Below are 15,190 nucleotides of genomic sequence, written 5' to 3' on the forward strand. Positions count from 1 at the left end.
GGCCCGCCTTTTCAAGTTACTGGCCCAACGACCACCAACCGCGCCGTTTTGGCTTGGCAGGCTCCGATGGCGTTTCCGGTTCATCCGCAACCACTTCCAGCACAGGCTCTGTGACTTCTACTGTTGGTTCCTCAGTGGCTTCAACCGCAACAACCTCTTGAACAGGCTCTGCCGCTTCCGGCGTTTCTTCTGTCGGCACGGCAGTTTCCGAAACCGTTTCCTGTTTCGGTGCTGCTTCGGCTTCGACAGTTTCGATTTCTGCCGGAGCTTCCGTTTCAGCTTCGACCTTGGCCTCTGGTTCAGCTTCGACGACCTGTTCGGTTATCGTCTCGGCATCTTCGGCGTCCTTCTTCTTGCGACGCGGAGCCCGGCGGCGTTTAGGCTTGGCAGGCGCTTCTTCCTGCGTCTCTTCCACCGCTACTACGGCATCTGTTGCAGGTTCTTCCACAGCTTCCTCGGACGCTTCAGCTGTATCTTCATCAGCCTCTTGCCCGTTAGAATCCTGCCCCTCGGCACCACCATTGCCCTTCTTGCGACGACGCCGACGGCGCTTGCGCTTGGGTTTGGTTTCATCTTCAGCCTGCGGCGTTTCTTCTTCGACGGTCTCTTCTTCAGAGGCGTCGACCATTTCCATCAGCGTGGCATCAACCGATACAACCGGCGCACTGGCTTCGGGAACAATCCGGCTGGCGGTCTTGAACTTCTCCATCGAGAAATCAGGGCTTACCAGATGCACATCCCCTTCGATGCGAACCGACAGACCATAGCGCGCTTCAATCTGTGCGATATGCTCGCGCTTTTGGTTCATCAGGAAGTTGGCGATGCTGACCGGGCAGCGCACCAGCACCTCGCGTGAGCGACGGCGCGTGCCTTCTTCCTCGATCTGGCGCAGAATGCTCAGCGCCATGTTGTCATCCGAACGGATCAGGCCGGTGCCATGGCAGGCCGGACAAGGCTGTGTCGTTGCCTCCAACATACCGGGACGCAGGCGCTGTCGGCTCATTTCCATCAGACCAAAACCAGATATGCGACCAACCTGGATGCGCGCACGGTCTGTTTTCAGTTTTTCTTTCAGGCGTTTTTCGACAGCGGCGTTGTTCTTCCGCTCGTCCATATCGATAAAATCGATGACGATCAGGCCGGCCAAATCACGCAGACGCAACTGGCGGGCTACCTCTTCGGCGGCCTCAAGGTTGGTCTTCAGGGCCGTTTCCTCGATCGAGCCTTCTTTGGTTGCCCGACCCGAGTTCACGTCGACCGCCACAAGCGCTTCGGTCACACCGATCACGATATAGCCACCCGATCTCAGCTGTACCGTCGGGTTGAACATCCCCGCCAGATAGCTTTCCACCTGATAGCGCGCGAACAATGGCAGCGCGTCTTCGTACCGCTGCACATTCTTGGCGTGCGACGGCATGATCATTTTCATGAAGTCCTTGGCGATGCGATATCCGCCTTCGCCTTCGACCAGAACCTCGTCGATGTCGCGATTATAGAGATCGCGGATCGACCGTTTGATCAGGTCGCCTTCTTCATAGATCTTCGCAGGCGCGATGGATTTCAACGTCAGCTCGCGGATCTGTTCCCACATACGTTGCAGATATTCGTAATCGCGCTTTATTTCGGATTTGGTGCGTTTCGCCCCGGCGGTCCGAATGATAAGACCCGCCCCTGTCGGGACGTCAATCTCAGCCGCAATTTCCTTAAGCTTTTTGCGATCAGGCGCGTTGGTAATCTTACGGCTGATGCCGCCGCCCCGCGCGGTGTTCGGCATCAAAACACAATATCGGCCAGCAAGTGACAAATAAGTGGTCAGAGCTGCACCTTTGTTGCCACGCTCTTCCTTGACGACCTGCACAAGCAGAACCTGGCGTACTTTGACGACTTCTTGAATCTTGTACCGGCGCGCGCGCGGTTTGCGCGGTGGACGGATGTCTTCGCTGTCATCTTCGTCGGCAACCGACTCAATGGTCTCGTCTTTTGCAGTGGCGTCCGTACGGGTGTTTTCTTCTTCGTCGTCGCCAGCCTCGTCAGGGGCGTCCTCGGCGTTGGCTTCAGCGCTTGTCGCGTCATCCGCGTCCGTCTCAGTCGCGGTGCTTTCCTGCGCCTCGGCTTCTTTGTCCGTGCCGTCCTGATCAGCGCTAGCATCTGATTGGTCGACTTCTTCCGCAGGCGCGTCTTCAGTTTCTGCGGTTGCTTCTTCCGCCTCCGGTTCGTCCGTCGGCTCTTCTACAGGAGTTTCTGCCACATGATCGGCCGGAGATGTTCCTTCTTCTACAGAAGGATCATTGGCCTCATCGCTCTCATCCAGGTCAATCGTTTCCATGCCTGTGGGTTCGGACGAGACTTCGACCGATTCCACTGCATCATCCGATTTGATATCGGCAGCCTTGGCGCGCGAGCGCGAACGGCGTCTTTTGGGCTTGGTTTCCTCAGCCTCATCACGCGCACGCATTGCCTCGGCATAGGCGCGCTCTTCTTCCATCAGAGCTTCGCGATCAGCGACGGGAATCTGATAATAGTCGGGATGAATTTCCGAGAACGCCAGGAATCCGTGGCGATTTCCGCCATAGTCAACAAAAGCTGCCTGCAGCGAGGGTTCGACCCGTGTAACTTTTGCTAGATATATGTTGCCAGCAAGCTGACGTTTGTTTTCGGATTCAAAATCGAATTCCTCGACCTTGTTTCCGTCAACCACCACGACGCGGGTTTCTTCCGCGTGGGTGGCATCGATAAGCATTTTCTTAGCCATGTTTCCTTAGTGCACCGCGCCAAACGCGTTGTCCTAACCCGTCCAGGAGGATGGGTGCTTTTGGGGTGGTGTCTTGTCAGGGCGATTTCAGACGGCGCGCTGCAGGGTCTGGCACTATGGCCCCCTGCCCGTACACTCAGTCGTTGCGCGCGCGTCATCGCGGTTCTTCTCCGACAGGCGCGAACAACCGCTGCCTGCCCATTTATTCCTTTCGCCCGCTTTTCTGCGGGCTCAGGCGTTCAATCACCCCGTTAAGGGGCACAATCGGTCTGCTTGGCCAGTGTGGGACCTGGTCTCCACCAGTGGCGTAGCAGCGAATCTCAAAGATCGGGACTTTTCGGCGTCAAATCCGCCCAGCCCGTCTGGTTACAATAAAAGCAGTCCTGTGGAAAAGACAATGGGCAAACTGCATTGAAGACCCCGACCACCGGTCGGGATCTCGTTATCCAGCTAAAAACATTACTTGGTATCACCCAAAGGGCCACAAAGGCATCGCCTCAAGCCCGTCACAGGTAATCGGAACGTTGCAGGCCATATTTGGCCATCTTCTCATTCAATGTCCGACGCGGCAGGCATAGTTCATCCATAACCGAGGCAATCGACCCCTTATGTCGCCGCATGGTATTGTCGATCAGCATCCGCTCGAATGCCTCGACATATTCCTTGAGCGGCTTGCCTTCGGTCGTCATCACGGGCTGCATTTCTTCGTGATCAGACATCAACAGAGACGCGATCGTCCCCGATCCGCGACGGGATTGCAGCACGGCACGTTCCGCGATGTTTATCAGCTGCCGTACGTTTCCGGGCCACGGCGCTTGCAAAAGCTGAGCCGCCTCTTGCGCACTGACCTGAGGTGCATCGCAGCCGTATTCTTCGGCGAATTGCTCGCTCAGCCGTGTGAACAGGGTCAGAATGTCTTCGCCGCGCTGACGCAGCGGCGGCATTGTGATCCGCAACGCTGCAAGCCGGTAGAACAGATCAGGGCGCAGAACGTCCTCGCTGGTCTTTCCGGCTTCCTGAAGGTTGGAAATTGCCACGATGCGGGTTTCGGCAGGTGTGCCCTGATCGTTCATGACACTCAGCAGTTTCGCCTGAAGCGTATCGCTGAGCGCCTCGACATCCTCCAGAACCAGGGTTCCACCCCGGGCTTCCTCAATCGCGGGCAACTGGCTGTCTTCTGGCATCATCGGGCCGAACAGACGCTTTCCCAAGGCCTCTTCTTCGAGGGCAGCACAGGAAACTAGAACAAATTTTTTGCCTGCGCGACTGCCAACAGCGTGCAACGCATGTGCAACCAGGGTTTTCCCGGTGCCGGTTTCTCCGTCGATCAGAACATGACCGTCAGCCTGCCCCAGGTCCAGAATATCCTCGCGCAAGCGCTCCATCACGGGGCTGGCACCGATGAGCTTGTTCATGATCTGAGTGCCACCGGACAGCTCGCGGCGCAGGGCCCGATTGTCCAGCGTCAACCGGCGGGCATTGCTGGCACGTTTGGCCAGTTCGGACATCCGATCCGGGTTAAACGGCTTTTCGAGGAAATCAAACGCACCCACGCGCATGGCCTCGACCGCCATTGGCACGTCACCGTGGCCTGTGATCATGATCACCGGCAAGGTGCTGTCCGCGCCCATCAGCTTTTTCAACAGCTGGATCCCGTCCATACCAGGCATCTTGATGTCCGATATGACGATACCCGGATAATCCGGACCCAGAACTTTCAGTGCATCCTCGGCGCTGGAAAAGGTTTCAGTGTCATATCCCGACAGTGCCAGCCATTGGCTGATCGACTGGCGCATGTCCTGTTCGTCATCAACAATGGCGATTTTCATGGCCTGTGCCATATTCATTCCTCGTTATTCAGCGGCCTCAAGGCCATCGCTTCCAAGTATCGGCAGTTGCATCTCAAACACCGCGCCACCGTGCTGGCTGTTGCGCGCGGTCAGCCGTCCCCCATGGTCGTTCACGATACCGGATGAGATGGCAAGCCCCAGACCGACTCCATCGCCGGGTTGTTTGGTCGTATAGAACGGCTCAAACAGGTTTTCGATGTCTTCAATCCCATAGCCATTATCGCGTACAGTCAGCACCGCCTGGTCACCCGCGGCCAGTATGATTTCAACATCCGGTTCCGATACAGACTTGGTGGCGTCCAAGGCATTACGCAAGAGGTTCACCATCACCTGTTCGATCCGCATGCGGTCGCCCATGACTAGTACGCTTTCTTCCGGCAGTATCTGCGTAATCTTGACGTGCCTCTGTCGCAGTTGCGGCTCCATCATGGAGAGGGACGAAGCGAGCGCTTCGCCAAGGTTAACTGGTGAAAACGCATCCGCACCCTTGCGGGCATAGGACTTGAGCTGGCGTGTTATTGCGCCCATTCGTTCAATCAGACCGTCGATGCGGCCAAAGCTGGCCAGCGCCTCTTCGGGGCGGTTCCGTCGCAGCAGCAAACGCGCGCCGGCAAGATAGGTCTTCATTGCAGCCAAAGGTTGATTCAGCTCGTGGCTGACGGCCGCAGACATCTCGCCCAGGGCTGCGAGTTTCGAGCTTTGGGCCAGCGTCTGCTCGGCTACTTCCAGCGTCTTTTCAACCCGTTCCCTCTCAGCGATTTCCCGCTGTAACCTTGCGTTCAATGCGCGAAGCTCTGCCGACTCGCGCTGGAACAAGGCCATTCTGAACGTGGCCCTACGGCTGAGCGCATAGAAGGCAAGCGCCAACAGAATCGCAAAACCCATGATTTCCAATGCAAGAACGCTGTTTACCTTCTCACGGATCGAGGCGTAGGTCGTGAACGAGGTCATCGTCCAGCCGCGGAATGGAATGCGTGTCTCCATGCGGATCACCGCCTCGCCCTGCAAATAGGCGTCGGGGGGCAGAGCCGTCCAATCGGTCGTGGCCCTGATAGCGCGCTGGATGGCACTTTGCGGCGGCTGCCGCAGCATGGCAGCCCCCTCCTCTACTCCGCGCCATTGCGGTTCGGTTGACAGAATAATGGTGCCCGTACTGTCAGCGACCAGAACAGCATCGGAGATACCTGCCCAGGCGCGCTCAAATTTTTGCAGATCAACCTCGACGACTATGACCCCAAGGATGTCCGACGAGGCCTCCATCCGGCGCGAATAGATAAAGCTGTAACCACCGGATTCCTTTTCAATCACGGTGAAGATGGTCGAGTTTGACCGAATGGAATCTACAAAATACGGCGCGTTCCGGTGCGTCTCGCCCAAACGATTGCGATCGGTTGCGGCCACAGACCGGCCATCCCGATCCAACAGCATCAATGACGCGGCGCCTATCTCTTCGACAAAAGAAATAAGTCGCTGCGTGGACAGTGTAAAATCGCTGGATTGCAACGCCGAGATCAGCGTCGGATCCCGTGCCAGCAGCTGCGGCACAATCGCATTTCTGCGCAGCTCGCTCAGCAGGTTCCCGGAATACAGAGCAAGGCGCAGCTCGGCCCGGTTTCGCGTGGATTCAGTAAACCGATCCGTCAGCAGACTGTTGGTTATCCATATCGTCGCAACCGTTACCAACAAAAGCACCAGAACAGCCGCGCGCAAAGGCCAGCCAAGAGGCGCAGCGCGGAGCGGTTTGAACAGTGCAGACCAGGTAGAGCGTGTGTCGGAACTCATCCCCGAAAGTTACGCGGGCTAAGATGCAAGCTCAAGTCACGCAGGTGCGACGATGCCCGACAATGCGCGAAACAATGCCGTTCCATCGGTGCCACCATGCCCTTCGTCTGCCGCTCGTTCGGGATGCGGCATCATACCAAGAACACGGCGGTTTTCAGACAGAATGCCCGCAATGTCGCCAACCGAGCCGTTCGGATTCTCGGTATAGGTGAATGCGATCCGGTCGTGATCCCTGAGCGTGGACAATGTAGCCTCATCCGCGAAATAGTTTCCATCATGATGCGCAATCGGAATGCCGATCACTTCGCCAGCGCTATAGCCTTGGGTAAAGGCACTGTCGCTGGTTGCGACCTTCAGGCCTACGGTACGACAGATATATTTCAGGTTCGCATTGCGCAGCAGAGCTCCGGGCAGAATTCCGGTCTCGGTCAGGATCTGAAACCCGTTACAGATACCAACGGCGTATCCGCCACGCTCGGTGTGGTCGACCACGGCCTTGCAGATCGGGGATTGTGCGGCAATCGCTCCGCAACGCAGGTAGTCTCCATAAGAAAACCCGCCGGGGACACCAACAATGTCCACGCCCTTGGGCAGAGCAGCATCTTTATGCCAGACCATGTCTACCTGAAATCCGGCCTGTTCAAAGGCAACGGCAAGATCCCGATCACAGTTGGAACCGGGGAAAACGATGACAGCTGCGCGCATGGCTAGCCCTCCTGCAAGCGGTTCAGACCAGTTCGATCTCGTAGCGTTCGATGACCGTGTTAGCCAGCAGTTTTTCGCACATCTCGGTGACGTCCGATTCCGTCGCACCCTCGGCGAGTTCAAGATCAATCACCTTGCCCTGACGGACGCCTTCGACCTGATCAAAACCCATGGCACCCAATGCGTGGCGCACCGCTTCACCCTGAGGGTCAAGTACCCCGGTTTTCAGCATCACATGCACACGTGCTTTCATTTACTGCAACTCCAGCTGAGGGCCGGTATTTGAGGCCCGTTCCGTTGTGCGCGGGGATAGCGCGACTGTCGGCGTTCGACAACCCTTGTCAGCACCTACTCGGAACCCTTTAGCGCGGGATAATGCGTATCTATTGCGTTGAAGGTCCCTGTCAGAACCATTTCAACCGCTACGGCAACCAAAATGATGGCCATAACACGGGTGATCACATTGATCATTGTCGGCCCAAAGAACCTGGAAATAGGGTCAGCGAATAACAATCCCAGCCCGACAATAGCGCAGGCAATCAAAACGGCCGCCCCCAAAGTTACTACCTCGGCGCCGTCGGGCAAACTATGCGCGAACACAATGGTTGTCGCGATAGTGCCGGGCCCAATCGTTAACGGGATAGCCAGGGGAACAACCGCAATGTTCTTCTTCTGCGCGCCATCTTTAACGGCTTTCTGATCGCTTTCTGACCGGTCAGACGCGTTCAGCATCGACATACCAACCCCAAGAATGATCAACCCACCAGCGATGCGAAAAGACGGAATGTCGATACCGAAAAGCGCCAGAATTTCTTCGCCGATCAGTACCGAAATCAGTGATACAATCACAACCGTGGCTGTCACAACCATTGCAACGCGTTTACGTTCTGGCGGGCTATACCCCTCGGTCATGCTGAGGAAAATCGGGATGCCGTATAGCGGGTTGAAAATCGCCAGCAGCGCAGCGAGGAACTTTAAAAATACTGCCTGATCAAATAGCTCGGCCATTTTTATTCACCCGATTACGCTTGTTCAACAAACAATGCCGGACAAGCTGCGGCCCTGTCAAATACCCGATCTCAAATAAAAACGCCGCCCAATATCGGCGGCGTTTTTGCGTTGTTCTTCGGCTTTCGATCAGTTGATCAGGGTCGGTTTGGACACATTGCTTTTCGGCAGAACGCCTAGGCGACGCGCAACTTCCGAGTAGGCGTCGGTCAGGCTGCCCAGGTCGCGGCGGAATACGTCCTTGTCTAGCTTCTGGCCGGTTTCGATATCCCAAAGACGGCAGCTGTCTGGGCTGATTTCATCCGCTATGATCAGGCGCTGGAAGTCACCTTCATAGACGCGACCGATTTCAATTTTGAAATCGACCAGACGAATGCCAACCGCCAGCATCACACCGCTCATGAAATCATTCACCCGCAATGCGAGGCTAAGAATGTCTTCCATGTCCTGCTGGCTGGCCCAGCCAAAGGCGGCGATATGTTCTTCGGTGACAAGGGGATCACCCAACGCGTCGTCCTTGTAGCAGTATTCCACTATCGGGCGCGGCAGCTGTGTCCCCTCGGCAATGCCAAGGCGTTTGGACATCGTGCCAGCCGCGAAATTGCGAACAATAACTTCAAGCGGTACGATTTCGCAGTTGCGGACCAACTGTTCGCGCATGTTCAGGCGACGGATGAAATGGGTCGGCACACCGATTTGATTCAACCCGTTCATAAAGTATTCGCTCAGGCGGTTGTTCAGCACACCTTTCCCGTCGATCACGTCCTTCTTTTCAGCGTTGAAGGCAGTGGCGTCATCCTTGAAATACTGCACGATTGTACCCGGTTCAGGGCCTTCATACAAAATCTTGGCCTTACCTTCGTAAATTTTCTTGCGACGCGCCATAAGCGACCTTTCCAGACTGTCGCGAGGGAAAAAGTTCCTTCGCCTTGGCGCTCTCTTAGTCCAACCCCCACCTTCCCGCAAGTTCCGAGGACCGAGAGGCTTTGACGCAGCGCAAATACCTTGCACCCGGATCGTCGTATCGTCATATCATTAAGGAAAGAACTACCAACCCAAGGGGTCCAACTGATGACTACGTTTGACGAGCGCGAAAACGCATTCGAAGCTAAATTCGCCCATGATGAAGAAATGCAGTTCAAAGCACAGGCGCGTTGCAACAAACTGCTTGGCCTTTGGGCGGCCGAAAAACTGGGCAAAACCGGTAATGAAGCCGATGAATACGCAAAATCCGTTGTGATTTCAGACCTGGAAGAAACCGGGCACGAGGATGTCGTGCGCAAAGTTTCCGGCGATCTCGGGGATCTGTCTTCGGATGACGATATCCGTGCAAAAATGGCCGAGTTTCTGGTCGAGGCCAAAGCACAGGTTCTCAACGAAACCAACTAAGGTCTCCCCGCAATATTCATGATCTTCATGAGATTTATGAATTTGATTTGACGCCCCGGTCATGAGACACGGGGCGTCTCGCATTTTTAGCGCGGCTCGCCAGTTTCGGAATATTCTTATGACAAATGCGCTCAGCAAACTTCTGGACTCCAACACGACTCTTTTGGCGGATGGAGCAACAGGTACAAACCTATTCAACATGGGCCTGCAGTCGGGCGACGCGCCCGAGCTTTGGAACGTCGATGCACCGGATAAAATCCGCGCGCTGTATCAGGGTTCGGTGGACGCAGGCAGCGACCTTTTCCTGACCAACACATTCGGCGGGACATCTGCGCGTCTCAAACTGCACGAGGCTCAGAACCGGGTCGCTGAACTGAACCGCGCAGGCGCAGAACTTGGCCGTGAGGTTGCTGACAAAGCCAACCGTCCGGTTATCGTCGCGGGATCGGTCGGACCAACCGGCGAGATCATGCAGCCTGTTGGCGCCCTGTCCCATGCCGATGCCGTGGAAATGTTCCACGAACAGGCGCAGGCATTGAAGGACGGCGGTGTCGATGTTCTTTGGGTCGAAACCATCAGCGCCCCAGAAGAGTTCAGGGCCGCGGCAGAAGCCTTTGCGCTGGTCGATATGCCTTGGTGTGGCACGATGAGCTTTGACACGGCTGGCCGCACAATGATGGGTGTCACATCCGCCGACTTTGCTCAGTTGGTTGAAACGCTCCCTAACCCGCCGGTTGCCTTTGGCGCAAATTGCGGGACTGGCGCGTCTGATATTCTGCGCACTGTCCTTGGATTTGTCGCACAAGGTACGGAACGGCCGCTGATATCAAAAGGCAATGCCGGTATTCCGAAATATGTGGATGGACATATTCATTATGACGGCACGCCGGAACTGATGGGCCATTATGCGACCATGGCGCGAGAGGCTGGCGCAAGCATTATCGGCGGATGTTGCGGCACAATGCCCGAGCATCTGCGGCACATGAGAGCTGCGCTTGACGGTGCCCCGTCCGGTATACGCCCAACCCTTGATCAGATCACAGACGCGCTGGGCCCGTTCTCATCCGCAACTGACGGGACTGGCGAGTCCGCCCTTCCGGAACGGCGCGTGCGTAAACGCCGCCGCGCCTGACAACCTCAACGCCCTTCGAATTTCGGGGGGCGTTTTTGCATGAAGGCAACGACGCCTTCGGAAAAGTCTCGGCTGCGGCCACATTCACCTTGCAGATGCGCCTCTGCCTCGAGCTGTTGCGGCAGAGTGTTTTCATAGGTGCCGCGAATAGCCTTTTTGATGGCGCCAAACCCTGAGGTTGGACCTTTGGCCAGATACATGGCCCGCTTGCGCCAATGCGCTTCGAACTCCGCGTCGGGAACGGCTTCCCAGATCAGGCCCCAGTCGTCGGCCTGTCGAGCACTGATCTTATCGGCAAAAAGAGCAGCGCCCATGGCTTTGGCGAACCCCATCTGGCGCGGCATAAACCAGGTGCCTCCAGCGTCGGGCAACAGGCCGATACGGGCAAAAGCCTGCAGGAAATAAGCACTCTCCGTCGCGATCACGATATCCGCGCATAGCGCCAGATTGGCCCCTGCCCCCGCAGCAGCGCCATTTACTGCGGCGATTGTTGGAACCGGGCAATTATAGATTGCTTCAAGCATGGGCTCGTATTCGTCGCGCAGCGTGCGCTCAAGATCAATCTTCCCGGTGCTTGAGGCATCACCTAAATCCTGACCCGAGCAAAAAGCGTTTCCCTTACCGGTCAAAACAATCGCGCGGGCATGGGTGGCAGCGTGTTTCATCGCGTGCGTGACTTCGGCCCGCAACTGAGCGGTCATTGCGTTCAACTTCTCTGGGCGGTTCAGAGTTACCACTGCCAGATCATCCGCAATGTCCAACAGGATCGCTTCGTATTCCATCCACCCCTCCAAGGTTCGCTGCGCCTGCGACCCTGCCTCAATTTCCAATGAAGGAAAAGGTGAACCGAAGGTCAATCTTTGAGGATTTCGCGTAATCGTTCTTTCTCGGCGTCGCTAAGGAGGCCGTCACCTTCCCTTCGGTCCTGTTCCGCCGATCTTTTGCGTAAAAAGCTGAAACCAGTCGCCACAGCGATCAAAAGCATGATCGGACCGGCCAGCCACAAAAGGATGTTCGATCCTGACGTTGTTGGCCTTAGCAAAACATATTCGCCGTAGCGATCAACGATAAAGTCAATCGCCTGTCCATCTGTATCGCCGGCCACCAGGCGTTCGCGCAATAACAGGCGCAAGTCACGGGCCAATCCTGCATTGCTTTCGTCTATGCTTTCGTTGCGGCAAACCAGACAGCGCAAGCCGGAACTCAGATCCCGCGCCCTCTGTTCCAGGATCGGATCATCAAGCACCTCGTCAGGTTGGACAGCCATGCTTGGCGTTGCCAATAAAAGCAGTATCAGTAGAAACCGTTTCATTCCGCCGGAACCCCCTGCGTCGGCGTCTTGCGCGCGCCTGCCGCAACGCGAAAACGCCTGTCGCACAGGCTAAGAACGCCACCGAGCGCCATCAGTAGGCACCCGCCCCAAATCCAATTCGCTAAAGGCTTGATATAAGTCCGCACGACCCAGCCACCATTTGTCTGCTGATCTCCAATGACGACGTAAAGATCCCTGAGAAACCGATAGTCAATCGCAGCTTCAGTCGTTGGCATCCTTGAAACTGGGTAGTCGCGTTTTTCCGGATGCAGTGTTGCGATTGTTCGACCGGCCTGTTCGACCTTAACATCGGCTGTGGTTGAGAAATAGTTGGGCCCCTCGACATTCCGAACCTGTTCAAGTGTCAGGGTGAACTGGCCAACCTCGAAAGGCTGCCCCGTCTGCGCAACGCGGATATCCTCGACCTCCCATGCGGTCAGCCCGGCGATGGCAAAGATCGTAACCCCCAGTCCGGTATGGGCTGCAGCCTTGCCCCAATCGGCACCGGGCAGTCTGAACAGACGCTGCAGGTTGTTTTTTCTTCCAGTACGGCTCCAAAGGTCCACAATAGCGCCAAATGTGATCCAGGCCCCCAGAAACAGCCCCACGGGTCCCAATGCGCTGCGACCGGTCTGCATGACCCAAACGAGCAAGCCAAGCGCAACCGCCAGAAGGAATGCGAACCGCAACGAATGCGCCGCCTTGCCAAGCTTTCCACGTTTCCACGGAAGCATTGCACCAAGCGGTAATACAATCCCCAGCGCAACCATGAACGGTGTGAACGCCGCATTAAAGAACGGCGCGCCGACCGAGAGTTTGCGATCAAATGCCATCTCGGCCACCATCGGCCACAAGGTTCCGAAGAACACAACGAAACAGCTGACCGCCAATAGAATGTTGTTCAGCACCAGGGCGCTTTCGCGGCTGACCATACCAAACACGCCCTTGGCCTCCATCGCTTGCGCGCGTGCCGCATAGAGTGTCAACGCACCGCCAATGAAGACCACAAGAATGATCAGGATAAACACGCCGCGTTCAGGATCATTGGCAAAGGCATGTACCGAAGTCAAAAGCCCCGATCGCACAATGAACGTCCCGATCAGCGAAAAGCCAAAGGCGATAATCGCCAGAAGGATGGTCCAGCTCTTCAGCGCTTCACGCTTTTCGACCACGATAGCAGAATGTAACAGGGCTGCCGCCAATAGCCACGGCATGAAAGAAGCGTTTTCGACCGGATCCCAGAACCAGAACCCGCCCCAGCCCAGCTCGTAATAGGCCCACCAGGATCCAAGCGCGATCCCAATAGTCAGAAAAATCCATGCGGCCAGCGTCCAGGGACGCACCCACCTCCCCCAAGAGGCATCCACGCGCCCTTCGATCAGCGCGGCCACTGCAAAGCTGAATGCCATGCTCAGGCCGACATAGCCCAGATACAGAAACGGCGGGTGGAATGCCAAACCTGGATCTTGCAATAATGGGTTGAGATCCCGCCCATCGAACGGGGCGATAATCAGACGGTCAAATGGGTTCGAGGTGAGCAGGATAAAAGCGTAAAACGCCACCCCTACGGCCGCCTGAACCGCCAGCACGCGCGCTTTGAGAGTCGGAGGTAACCCTGCGCCAAAAAAAGCGGCCATGGCCCCGAAAACTGCGACGATCAGGACCCACAGTAACATTGACCCTTCGTGGTTGCCCCACGTGCCGCTGATTTTATACAGCATCGGTTTGGCGGAATGGCTGTTTTCAACCACTATCCGCAATGAGAAATCAGAGGTGGTAAAGGCCCAGACCAACGCCGCGAAAGAGAAGGCGACTAACAGAAACTGTGCAATAGCGGCGGTTTCTGCAAAGGACATCCAGCCAGTCCACCGTTTCGCCGCCCCTATCAGCGGAATGACCGTCTGAACGATGGCGACGAGAAAGGCGAGTATCAGCGCGAAGTGACCAAGTTCTGTAATCATGGTCCCGCATATATTCCTGTTGAGGGACAATCACCAATCACTTTCGCCTCTGCCGGACGCACATAGTGTCGCGGGTCAGGCGGACCGACCCCGCCGCCAATCCTCGAGCGCAGGGTTGAAATCGGGTTTTAGGACCTCATCGGCCAAGCCTGCATCTGTCCCAGTATCAGCGACCCCAATCAAACGTTCCCGCATCTCTGCCAGTGTTTCGATGTTTTCCATAACTTTCGGAGTACGTGTCATCGTTGCCGAAATTTCACGCTGCAGATCCTGCACTTTGGTCTGGTGTCTTGCGCCGAAATAGAACGAGACGACCACGCCCAACAACCACCACAAGGGCTCAGGTACCAACGCAATCCCCTGCATCCGAGCGGCAAACCAAAGCGGATCGACCATAGCGGCGATAAACAGCCCCAATGTTCCCAAGGCCATGGCGGGGCGCGGCAGCCGGTTGAGCCCATCCATAAAACGGTCAAATGCACTTTTTTGAACCCGCTCGAACTCAGCCCTATACTGTTCCAGTACTCCCTGTTGTCGCGTCAGGTCGCGTTTAGCGCCCTGCTCAGCATTTTCACGAAAGACTTCGGTTGTTTCACGCACGACATTCCGACCCTCGCCAAACAAGAACGCAAATATTCCCGAGATCAGCCCCATTCAGAAACCCTCCTTTGAAACTCTGCGTCGCTAAGATGATAGGTCGGTGACAGGAATTCCTCGGCGCGTCGTATCCAGCCACCTTTTGCCCCAGACCGGGACCGAGCATATTTGCGAGAGGTTGGACGCCGTTCCGCTATCCGGAAATAATAGTTTCTCCTGGCAACGCCATAAGCATCCCGCAGCGCGACAGGGTCCGGTTCAGACGCAGCACTGCAAGCCTGCGCCGTCTGCGGGCCCACAACGCCATCTACGACGACATGATACCCCATTTCACGCAGCAAATATTGCATAATTTTAACAGCTTGAACGCCTGAATTCACGTACATGTCGAAAACAGATGGCTGCAGAATGTTAGGCAGTAGGTGTAATCGCGGTTTTGAGAAATAGTGGCGGATAAAGATTTCAACGGCCTGCGACCGGCTCAGCCGCTTTACATCGGATACATCAACCATCCCGTCCTGCGTCAGGTCCAGTTGCAATCTGCGCATGGTATGGACTGTTACGCCGAATTTTGTCGCTCCACCCGGATCGTCGGGGTCATCGACAAAACCACCTTCACGCGTAACTATCTGTTCCGCGATCTGCCGAACCGTCTGCATGTACTGTTCTCCAACTTGGGACAGACAGACGCTCGGACAATTC

Annotated in this window: 14 protein-coding genes; 2 read left to right on the forward strand and 12 right to left on the reverse strand. The window is 56.2% G+C overall.

Features of this window, described 5'->3' with window-relative positions:
- Nucleotides 1-16: 16 nt before the first annotated feature.
- From AC2FGB_RS03230 to purC, 7 genes are all read right to left on the reverse strand, one after another.
- A complete protein-coding gene (locus AC2FGB_RS03230; protein WP_496693200.1) occupies nucleotides 17-2,752 on the reverse strand; it encodes an Rne/Rng family ribonuclease in 2,736 nt (911 codons plus the stop codon).
- A 506-nt stretch (nucleotides 2,753-3,258) separates the two neighbouring features.
- Nucleotides 3,259-4,593: a sigma-54-dependent transcriptional regulator gene (locus AC2FGB_RS03235; RefSeq protein ID WP_142633961.1), complete on the reverse strand. Its 1,335-nt coding sequence runs from the start codon at nucleotides 4,591-4,593 to the stop codon at nucleotides 3,259-3,261.
- A gap of 12 nt (nucleotides 4,594-4,605) precedes the next feature.
- Nucleotides 4,606-6,384, reverse strand: a complete 1,779-nt coding sequence (locus tag AC2FGB_RS03240) for a sensor histidine kinase (RefSeq protein ID WP_281994657.1) — start codon at nucleotides 6,382-6,384, stop codon at nucleotides 4,606-4,608.
- Nucleotides 6,385-6,420: 36 nt separating this feature from the next.
- The gene (gene purQ, locus AC2FGB_RS03245) at nucleotides 6,421-7,089 is read right to left on the reverse strand and encodes a phosphoribosylformylglycinamidine synthase subunit PurQ (protein ID WP_496693201.1); all 669 of its coding nucleotides are present in this window, start codon (nucleotides 7,087-7,089) and stop codon (nucleotides 6,421-6,423) included.
- 22 nt (nucleotides 7,090-7,111) lie between these two features.
- A complete protein-coding gene (gene purS, locus AC2FGB_RS03250) occupies nucleotides 7,112-7,342 on the reverse strand; it encodes a phosphoribosylformylglycinamidine synthase subunit PurS (RefSeq protein ID WP_142633967.1) in 231 nt (76 codons plus the stop codon).
- A gap of 95 nt (nucleotides 7,343-7,437) precedes the next feature.
- The gene (locus AC2FGB_RS03255) at nucleotides 7,438-8,097 is read right to left on the reverse strand and encodes a MarC family protein (RefSeq protein ID WP_142633969.1); all 660 of its coding nucleotides are present in this window, start codon (nucleotides 8,095-8,097) and stop codon (nucleotides 7,438-7,440) included.
- Nucleotides 8,098-8,226: 129 nt separating this feature from the next.
- Nucleotides 8,227-8,982 carry a phosphoribosylaminoimidazolesuccinocarboxamide synthase gene (purC, locus tag AC2FGB_RS03260; RefSeq protein WP_271946969.1) on the reverse strand — a complete coding sequence of 252 codons (756 nt, stop codon included), beginning with the start codon at nucleotides 8,980-8,982 and terminating at the stop codon, nucleotides 8,227-8,229.
- Nucleotides 8,983-9,168: 186 nt separating this feature from the next.
- Here purC and AC2FGB_RS03265 point away from each other — a divergent pair, with 186 nt between their 5' ends.
- Nucleotides 9,169-9,486 (forward strand): DUF1476 domain-containing protein, encoded by a 318-nt coding sequence (locus AC2FGB_RS03265; RefSeq protein WP_142633973.1) that lies wholly within the window; start codon nucleotides 9,169-9,171, stop codon nucleotides 9,484-9,486.
- 118 nt (nucleotides 9,487-9,604) lie between these two features.
- A complete protein-coding gene (bmt, locus tag AC2FGB_RS03270) occupies nucleotides 9,605-10,618 on the forward strand; it encodes a betaine--homocysteine S-methyltransferase (RefSeq protein WP_271946964.1) in 1,014 nt (337 codons plus the stop codon).
- Between the two features lie 5 nt (nucleotides 10,619-10,623).
- On the opposite strand, the gene AC2FGB_RS03275 is transcribed toward bmt, so the two are convergent.
- The 5 genes from AC2FGB_RS03275 to AC2FGB_RS03295 form a co-directional block, all read right to left on the reverse strand.
- Nucleotides 10,624-11,400 carry an enoyl-CoA hydratase-related protein gene (locus AC2FGB_RS03275; RefSeq protein ID WP_142633977.1) on the reverse strand — a complete coding sequence of 259 codons (777 nt, stop codon included), beginning with the start codon at nucleotides 11,398-11,400 and terminating at the stop codon, nucleotides 10,624-10,626.
- A gap of 71 nt (nucleotides 11,401-11,471) precedes the next feature.
- A complete protein-coding gene (locus tag AC2FGB_RS03280) occupies nucleotides 11,472-11,930 on the reverse strand; it encodes a cytochrome c-type biogenesis protein (protein ID WP_142633979.1) in 459 nt (152 codons plus the stop codon).
- Nucleotides 11,927-13,891, reverse strand: coding sequence for a heme lyase CcmF/NrfE family subunit (locus AC2FGB_RS03285; protein WP_496693202.1), 1,965 nt, complete (start codon nucleotides 13,889-13,891; stop codon nucleotides 11,927-11,929). The genes AC2FGB_RS03280 and AC2FGB_RS03285 overlap by 4 nt, the downstream gene beginning before the upstream one ends.
- Before the next feature lie 75 nt (nucleotides 13,892-13,966).
- Complete coding sequence (locus AC2FGB_RS03290) at nucleotides 13,967-14,545, reverse strand: holin family protein (protein ID WP_281972146.1); 579 nt, start codon at nucleotides 14,543-14,545, stop codon at nucleotides 13,967-13,969.
- The gene (locus AC2FGB_RS03295; protein ID WP_496693203.1) at nucleotides 14,536-15,147 is read right to left on the reverse strand and encodes a holin-associated N-acetylmuramidase; all 612 of its coding nucleotides are present in this window, start codon (nucleotides 15,145-15,147) and stop codon (nucleotides 14,536-14,538) included. The genes AC2FGB_RS03290 and AC2FGB_RS03295 overlap by 10 nt, the downstream gene beginning before the upstream one ends.
- Between the last annotated feature and the right edge of the window lie 43 nt (nucleotides 15,148-15,190).

It is taken from the genome of Ruegeria sp. CDSC021, assembly GCF_059610845.1.

Excerpts from the sequence above, each read along its gene's own strand:
- purS (WP_142633967.1), bottom strand. The coding sequence starts at position 7,342 with ATGAAAGCACGTGTGCATGTGATGCTGAAAACCGGGGTACTTGACCCT.
- AC2FGB_RS03235 (WP_142633961.1), bottom strand. The coding sequence starts at position 4,593 with ATGGCACAGGCCATGAAAATCGCCATTGTTGATGACGAACAGGACATG.
- AC2FGB_RS03285 (WP_496693202.1), bottom strand. The coding sequence starts at position 13,891 with ATGATTACAGAACTTGGTCACTTCGCGCTGATACTCGCCTTTCTCGTC.
- AC2FGB_RS03240 (WP_281994657.1), bottom strand. The coding sequence starts at position 6,384 with ATGAGTTCCGACACACGCTCTACCTGGTCTGCACTGTTCAAACCGCTC.
- bmt (WP_271946964.1), top strand. The coding sequence starts at position 9,605 with ATGACAAATGCGCTCAGCAAACTTCTGGACTCCAACACGACTCTTTTG.
- AC2FGB_RS03290 (WP_281972146.1), bottom strand. The coding sequence starts at position 14,545 with ATGGGGCTGATCTCGGGAATATTTGCGTTCTTGTTTGGCGAGGGTCGG.
- AC2FGB_RS03275 (WP_142633977.1), bottom strand. The coding sequence starts at position 11,400 with ATGGAATACGAAGCGATCCTGTTGGACATTGCGGATGATCTGGCAGTG.
- AC2FGB_RS03230 (WP_496693200.1), bottom strand. The coding sequence starts at position 2,752 with ATGGCTAAGAAAATGCTTATCGATGCCACCCACGCGGAAGAAACCCGC.
- AC2FGB_RS03255 (WP_142633969.1), bottom strand. The coding sequence starts at position 8,097 with ATGGCCGAGCTATTTGATCAGGCAGTATTTTTAAAGTTCCTCGCTGCG.
- purC (WP_271946969.1), bottom strand. The coding sequence starts at position 8,982 with ATGGCGCGTCGCAAGAAAATTTACGAAGGTAAGGCCAAGATTTTGTAT.
- AC2FGB_RS03280 (WP_142633979.1), bottom strand. The coding sequence starts at position 11,930 with ATGAAACGGTTTCTACTGATACTGCTTTTATTGGCAACGCCAAGCATG.
- purQ (WP_496693201.1), bottom strand. The coding sequence starts at position 7,089 with ATGCGCGCAGCTGTCATCGTTTTCCCCGGTTCCAACTGTGATCGGGAT.
- AC2FGB_RS03295 (WP_496693203.1), bottom strand. The coding sequence starts at position 15,147 with ATGCAGACGGTTCGGCAGATCGCGGAACAGATAGTTACGCGTGAAGGT.
- AC2FGB_RS03265 (WP_142633973.1), top strand. The coding sequence starts at position 9,169 with ATGACTACGTTTGACGAGCGCGAAAACGCATTCGAAGCTAAATTCGCC.